General features: G+C 63.8%; 6 protein-coding genes. 3 read left to right on the top strand and 3 right to left on the bottom strand.

Translation table 11 applies throughout. The features are described from left to right. Nucleotides 1-218: hypothetical protein (locus Q9S52_RS10265; protein ID WP_304709046.1), on the top strand; the 218-nt coding region annotated here is incomplete at its 5' end. A 31-nt stretch (nt 219-249) separates the two neighbouring features. Here Q9S52_RS10265 and Q9S52_RS10260 read toward each other — a convergent pair. The 3 genes from Q9S52_RS10260 to Q9S52_RS10725 all read right to left on the bottom strand — a co-directional run bounded on the left by Q9S52_RS10260 (nt 250) and on the right by Q9S52_RS10725 (nt 5,020). Continuing rightward, nucleotides 250-3,348 (bottom strand): efflux RND transporter permease subunit, encoded by a 3,099-nt coding sequence (locus Q9S52_RS10260; RefSeq protein ID WP_304709045.1) that lies wholly within the window; start codon nt 3,346-3,348, stop codon nt 250-252. 12 nt (nt 3,349-3,360) lie between these two features. Next, nucleotides 3,361-4,539, bottom strand: coding sequence for an efflux RND transporter periplasmic adaptor subunit (locus Q9S52_RS10255; RefSeq protein WP_304709044.1), 1,179 nt, complete (start codon nt 4,537-4,539; stop codon nt 3,361-3,363). Nucleotides 4,540-4,708: 169 nt separating this feature from the next. Next, on the bottom strand, nt 4,709-5,020 hold the full coding sequence (locus Q9S52_RS10725) for a hypothetical protein (protein ID WP_370649014.1): 312 nt from the start codon (nt 5,018-5,020) through the stop codon (nt 4,709-4,711). A 132-nt stretch (nt 5,021-5,152) separates the two neighbouring features. Between Q9S52_RS10725 and Q9S52_RS10720 the strand changes: the two genes are divergently transcribed. Beyond that, entirely contained in the window at nt 5,153-5,380 is a 228-nt protein-coding gene (locus Q9S52_RS10720; RefSeq protein WP_370649013.1) for a hypothetical protein, read from the top strand. 61 nt (nt 5,381-5,441) lie between these two features. Then, nucleotides 5,442-5,669: a hypothetical protein gene (locus Q9S52_RS10245; RefSeq protein WP_304709042.1), complete on the top strand. Its 228-nt coding sequence runs from the start codon at nt 5,442-5,444 to the stop codon at nt 5,667-5,669. Nucleotides 5,670-6,265: the final 596 nt, after the last annotated feature.

The following is a 6,265-nucleotide window of genomic DNA, read 5'->3' as shown; positions in this document are numbered from 1 at the left end:
GTCAAAACGCGCCAGCGCATTTTGACAAGATTTCCCTCCTAAGGCGTGGCGCGCGTTGGTTTGAGGGGACTGTTCCTTTTATGAACAAAAGGAACCGAAAAAACTTTAAACGGATGCTGACGCATCCTCAAACCGCCGACGGCCCAATTCTTTGTCCGCGCGCTGGCAACGTCGGTTGTGAACAAAAAGAACTTTCGACGGATGCTGCGCATCCTTAAGCTGCCGGGGCCCCAAGTAACACGGCCACCATCAATCGGCCTGCGAACGGTCGGGACGGCTCGTCAGCAGATACATGATCGGGATCACGAAGCCGTTCAAAAAGGTCGAGGTGAACAAACCGCCCAAAATCACATCCGCCATCGGACTCTGAATCTCGTTCCCCGGCAGGTCGCCCCCCAACGATAACGGAATCAACGCCAGGGCCGAGGTCAGGGCCGTCATCAGAATCGGATTCAGCCGGTCGGCAGAGCCCTGTATCACACTATCGATCAACGACATCCCCGACAATCGAAGGTCGTTATAACGCGCGATCAGCAACATCCCGTTCCGGGTCGCGATGCCGAACAGCGAGATGAAACCGATGATCGCCGGAATGCTGATCACACCCCCCGCCACCCACACCGCAAACACACCGCCGATCAACGCCAACGGCAAGTTCAACAGGATGACCGCCGACTGCTTCACGCTCCGGAACTGATTGAACAACAGCAGGAAAATCACCAGCACAGACAACACCGAAGTCAGCAGCAGGGTGCGCGAAGCGGCCTGCTCGCTCTCGAACTGGCCCCCGTACTCGATGCGGTAGCCCTCCGGCAGCTCGACCTCCGCATCGATCGCCTGCCGAATCTCCTGCACCACGCTCCGAAGATCGCGCCCCGCCACGTTGGCCGACACGACCAGCTTCCGGGAGACATTCTCGCGGTTGATCGTATTGGGCCCCATCGACGACCGAATCGTAGCCAGCTGGCGCAGAGGTACTTTCCGGCCTCCGGCATCCACCGTCAGGTCGCCGATCCGATCGGCCGTCGCCCGGCCCGCGTCGTCCACTTTCAGGGTCAGGTCGAACGAACGGTCGCCCTCATAGACCGTCGAGACCGCCTCGCCCGCCAACATCACATTCACCAGCTGCGCGAACGCGGGCAACGAGATCCCGTACCGGGCCAGCATCTCGCGATTCGGTTCGATCTGTAACTGAGGCCGTTCGACCTGCTGCTCGACATTCAGATCGGCCAGCCCTCCGACCTCCTCGACCGCCTCGCGAATCCGGTTGCCGAGGGTGTAGAGCCGTTTCAAATCCGGCCCGAAGAGCTTGATCGCGATACTGGCCCGCGTCCCGGAGAGCATCGCGTCAATGCGGTGGGTGATGGGCGAGCCGACCTCGACGTTGATCCCCGGAATCGCGCCGAGCCGCTCGCGAATCTCGGCCTGAACGGCCTCTTTCGACCGGTCGGCGAGCACGAAGGGGGCCTCGATCTCCGAGTCGTTCACCCCGAGGGCGTGTTCGTCGAGCTCGGCCCGGCCGGTCTTGCGCCCCACGGTCTGTATCTCGGGAATCGAAAGCAGGGTCTCTTCGACGCGACGACCGATCCGGTCGGACTCGTCGAGCGAAATCCCCGGCAGGGTGCTCACGTTGATGGTGAACGACCCCTCGTTGAAGGGGGGCAGGAAGCTCCGACCGAGGCCGGCGAAGAGGACGACGGCTCCGACGAAGGCCACGCCGGTCACCCCGAGCACCCACGCCCGGTGGCGCAGGGCCCAACCGAGCATCCGCAGGTAGAGGGCCTTCAAGTGTCTGGCCACGAAGGGTTCGCGTTCGAGGCGGCCGTTCTCGCGCCGGCTCCCCAGCAGGTAGCTGCAGAGCACGGGGGTCAGGGTCAGGGCCACGAGGGTCGAGGCGCACAGGGCGGTGATAAAGGCCACGCCGAGCGGGGCGAGCATCCGCCCCTCCATCCCAGTCAGGAAGAAGAGGGGGACGAAGCTGACGATGATGATGAGGGTGGAGTTCAGGATGGGCATCCGCACCTCGCGCGAGGCTTCGAAAATAACGGTCAGCACGGGCCGCCGCTCTTCGGAGGGCCGGGCGCGGTTCTCGCGCAGCCGCTTGAAGACGTTCTCGACGTCGACGATGGCGTCGTCGACGAGCGAGCCGATGGCGATGGCCATCCCGCCGAGGCTCATGGTATTGAGGGTCAGCCCGAGGAGCTTCAGCATCAGGATCGACACGACGAGCGCCACAGGAATGGCGACGAGCGAGATGACGGTCGTCCGGAGGTTCATCAGAAAGAGGAAGAGCACGACGGCGACGAAGATACCGCCCTCGTACAGTGAGCGTTGGACGTTGTCGATGGAGCTCTCGATGAAGCGTTCCTGGCGGTAGATGTCGGTCGAAAGGCGAACGTCGGGCGGCAGGCTATGCTGCAACTCGGCCAGCGCGCGGTCGACGCGCTCGGTGAGCTCGACGGTGCCGACCTGGGGCTGTTTCGAGAGGGTCAGAATCACGGCGGGTTCGGTGCGGTACGAGGCGACGCCGGTGCGGGGCGAGCGGTTCCCGATCCGGACGTCGGCGATGTCGCGCAGCCGGACGGGACGACCGCCGGGGCTCTGTTTGACCCATGCGGAGCCGAGGGCCTGCGGGTCGTCGGTCGAGAGGAGTCCCCGGACGATGTATTCGTTGCCGTATTCGTACAGTATCCCGCCGGAGACGTTGCGGTTCATGTTCTGCACGGCGGCGTAGGCTTCGTCGAGCCCGACGCCGTAGTGCCGCATTCGGGCGGGCGAGAGAAGTATCTGGTACTCTTTGACTTCGCCGCCGAGCACGGCGACCTGGGCCACGCCGCCGACGGCCAGCAGCCGCGGCCGGACGCTCCAGTCGGCGAGCGTCCGGAGCTCTTGCAGGGAGGTGGTGTCGGCGGTGAGGGCGACGAACATCAGCTCGCCGAGGATGGAGGACTGGGGCCCGAGGGTCGGGTTGCCGACCTCGGGCGGAAGCGACTCGCGCACGGCGGCGAGCCGCTCGGAGACGACCTGACGGGCACGGTAAATATCTGTTCCCCAGTCGAATTCGACCCAAACGACGGAGAATCCGGTGGTGGAGGAGGAGCGTACGCGGCGCAGGTCGGGCGATCCGTTCACGGCGGTCTCGACGGGGAAGGTGACGAGGCGTTCGACCTCTTCGGGGGCCATTCCGGGGGCTTCGGTCATGACGACGACGGTGGGGGCGTTCAGGTCGGGAAAGACGTCGACCTCCATCCGCGAGGCGGTGTAAAGGCCGCCGACGAGCAGCAGCACCGACATGACAAGCACGGCGAGGCGGTTGTCGAGCGAAAATCGGATGATTTTATTGAGCATGACGGACGGAGATTAGTGGTTGTGGGTGTGGGCGGGGATGGCGGCCGAGGCGCCGGCGAGTTTCACCTGATAGGCGCCGCGGGTCACGACGCGGTCGCTGGGCTCGAGCCCGCTGAGAATCTCGACGCGGGAGCCGTCGTTCTGCCCTACTTTAATCTCTTGTTTCTTAAATACTTCGTCTTCGATCTGAAGATAGACGAACCGAAGGCCCTGCTCTTCGGTCAGGGCGGAGAGGGGGAGGGTCAGGACGCTGTCGCGCGGCTGGGCGAGCAGGCTGACGTCGACGAAGGAGCCGGGCAGGAGGTCGCCGGGGTTGTCGAATTCGAAGACGAGGGGGATGTAGGCGCCGTCGGAGGCGCGGCCGGCGGAAACCAGGCGGCCGTCGAGGTCGGCGAGACGCCGGACGGTGTCGTCGTAGGCGGTGCGGAAATGGGCGCTCCGGATGGCGCTCAGCGAACGGAAGGCGTGTTCAGGCAGGTCGGCGCGCAGTTGCAGCCGACGGTTCCGCCCCACGACGGCGATGGGCTGGCCGACGGAGACGTATTCGCCTTGCCCGACGAGGCGGCTCTTGAGGTAGCCGTTCATGGGAACGGGCACGGCGAGTCCGCGGGCGGTCATGCGCTGTGCCTGCCCGCGCCAGGCGGCTCGGGCGGCTTCGTAGCGGGCGCGGATGGCGTCGAACTCCCGGGCGGAGAGGAGGGTGTCGGCTGCGAGCTTTTCGGCGCGGCGGTATTCGCGTTCGGCGGCTTCGAAGTTCAGAGCGGCGCGCTGGACGGGGTCGCCGTCGAGGAGGGTCTCGCCGGAGACGGAGGCGAGGGTCGCGCCGGCACGCACGGCGGAGCCTTCGGTCAGCGAGGGGTCGGTAAAGTAGAGGATGCCGCTGGACGGGGCGGCGATGGTCTGTTCGTCGCCGGCGGGGGACTGGAGCTGGCCGCCGACGGGAATAACGGCGGCGAAAGGTGCCAACGCGACGGTCTCGACTTCGAGTCCGGCGGCTGTGGCCTGGGCGCGGGTGAAGCCGACTTCGCCGGGATGGTCGTGCCCGGGCGCTTCTTCTTCGGCGTCGGCGGAGGCGTGGAGGTGGTCGGCGTCGCTTTCGGCGGGGTGGTCGTGGTCGGGGTGGCCGCAGGAGAGAATCCCGACGGACAGGATGCTGATTAGGGATATGATGAAAGACGATGGGGTCTTCATGATGGCGATGTGATATAATGAACGGTGCGCCGCTCTCCGGGATATCTGCCTGGGAGCGGACGGCGAAATCGAATGATCTCAAAAAAATGGAAAAAACGGGAGGAGGTCTCCCTCGGGACAGGGGAAGCGTTGTCTCCGGCTCGTCCGAAACGATTCCGGAGGCGGGTTCTTACCCTCTCGCTGCAACCAGAACCGGCGGCCCGCGACGCCCTTTATCGTCCGTCGTGCCGGGGTCTTCGCCGGGCACTTCGGGGATATCATAAAAGACGAAAGAGGATATATCCTTAATTCGATGGGATTCAGCACAATGCCAGCATCCGCCGCAAATCGGCAGCCAAAAATCGGGGGTCGTCCGATGATCTTCGCCGGCTACGAAGCGTTGTTCTTCCAGACACGAGCTCCGGTCGTCGGCGTCATGGCCGGCGTGGGGATGTGCGAGATCGGAATCGCCGCCGACTCGGTGTTCGACCTCCAGGCACATAGCACCGGCATGGTGGTGGTGCGGCACAAAAGGCACGACCAGCAGCAGGAACAAGGCCCAGCTCAAAAAGGCTATGGAGGTCTTTCGTTTCACGTGGTCAGAGGTGAAGAGGTATGCAAATATAGGATTATTTTGCGATTTTCGGAAACCGAGCGAGTTTCGAGCACGGTGCGGGTGGCCCCGGGCTTCCGCGGTCGTTCAGAGGGAGTCATAGGCGGTGCGGGCGATTACGGTTATAGTTGGGCGTATCCGTTTCTTGGCACCGATGGCATGTTTCTGGGAATCGGCACCGTTTGGCTCAATCCCGGCAGCGCAGACTACCGTGGCTACGGTTATCAGTTGCGGTGCCTCTCGGAATAAACGCGCCCACAGGGCGTTTTATTGGCAGCCTCTACCCTAAATGGGAAACGAGGCAGGTCGATTGCCTAGGATAGACACGGCCAACTTTCGAGTGCCGAGCGGCACCGCCCCGGGCTACCGCGAAAGAACTACGGGCGAGCTAATGAGTCTCGGCAAGCATGGGTTCAGTTGGTCTTCCGAAACGAACGGAATGCACGGTGTGGATCTGAGTTTCCACACGCAATACTTCGATGCTCACGGGGCGAGCCATCGGGCGCACGGTTTTCAGTTGCGTTGCCTCTCGGAATAAACGCTTTTAATGGCAGCCTCGGCCTAAATAACCAGGCTGCCTCTACCCTATTTGAGTTGAAACCTGCGGTTCGCAGAACCACCCGGGCCGAAGCCTCCGACCGCGGAGGCCCGCAACTCGCCAGGCTCGTTTGAGGCCCCGCAGGCTTCGACCCGACAAAGCAATACCCTATTCACGCTCGACCGAAGCGGATCGGACGCCCGGGAGGTACAGCAACTCTCGACGCGCAAGCGGCGTGTTGCGGGCCTCCCGAGGGGGAGGCGTCCGGCCCGCGCGGTTCTGCGAACCGCAAGAACTCAGTCCAACCCACCACTCAAAGTTCGCCCCGCTTTTCAAGTGCGTCTTCGGCGCACCTTAGTTAATGCAGCCCTCCGCCTGCCGGGGCGGCGGACTGCGCGACTCTACGGGTTGCAAAAGCACGGCCTATTCTCTGGGCGCGACAACAGTTTGCCGCCAGCGGGGACGCGACCGAGCTTGCGAGGATTGCAGTCCGCCGCGTAGGGTGGCGGCGGACTGCGCGGCTCTAAGAGCCGCAGAAGCGCGGCCCATTTGGTTTCGGACTTTCGTCCAATTCTGTCGGGTGCGGGCTGCGGCGT

This window comes from uncultured Rikenella sp. (assembly GCF_948810725.1).
GTDB lineage: Bacteria > Bacteroidota > Bacteroidia > Bacteroidales > Rikenellaceae > Rikenella.
Note: the sequence above shows the minus strand (reverse complement) of the source record. Positions and strands in the feature narration are given on the sequence as shown.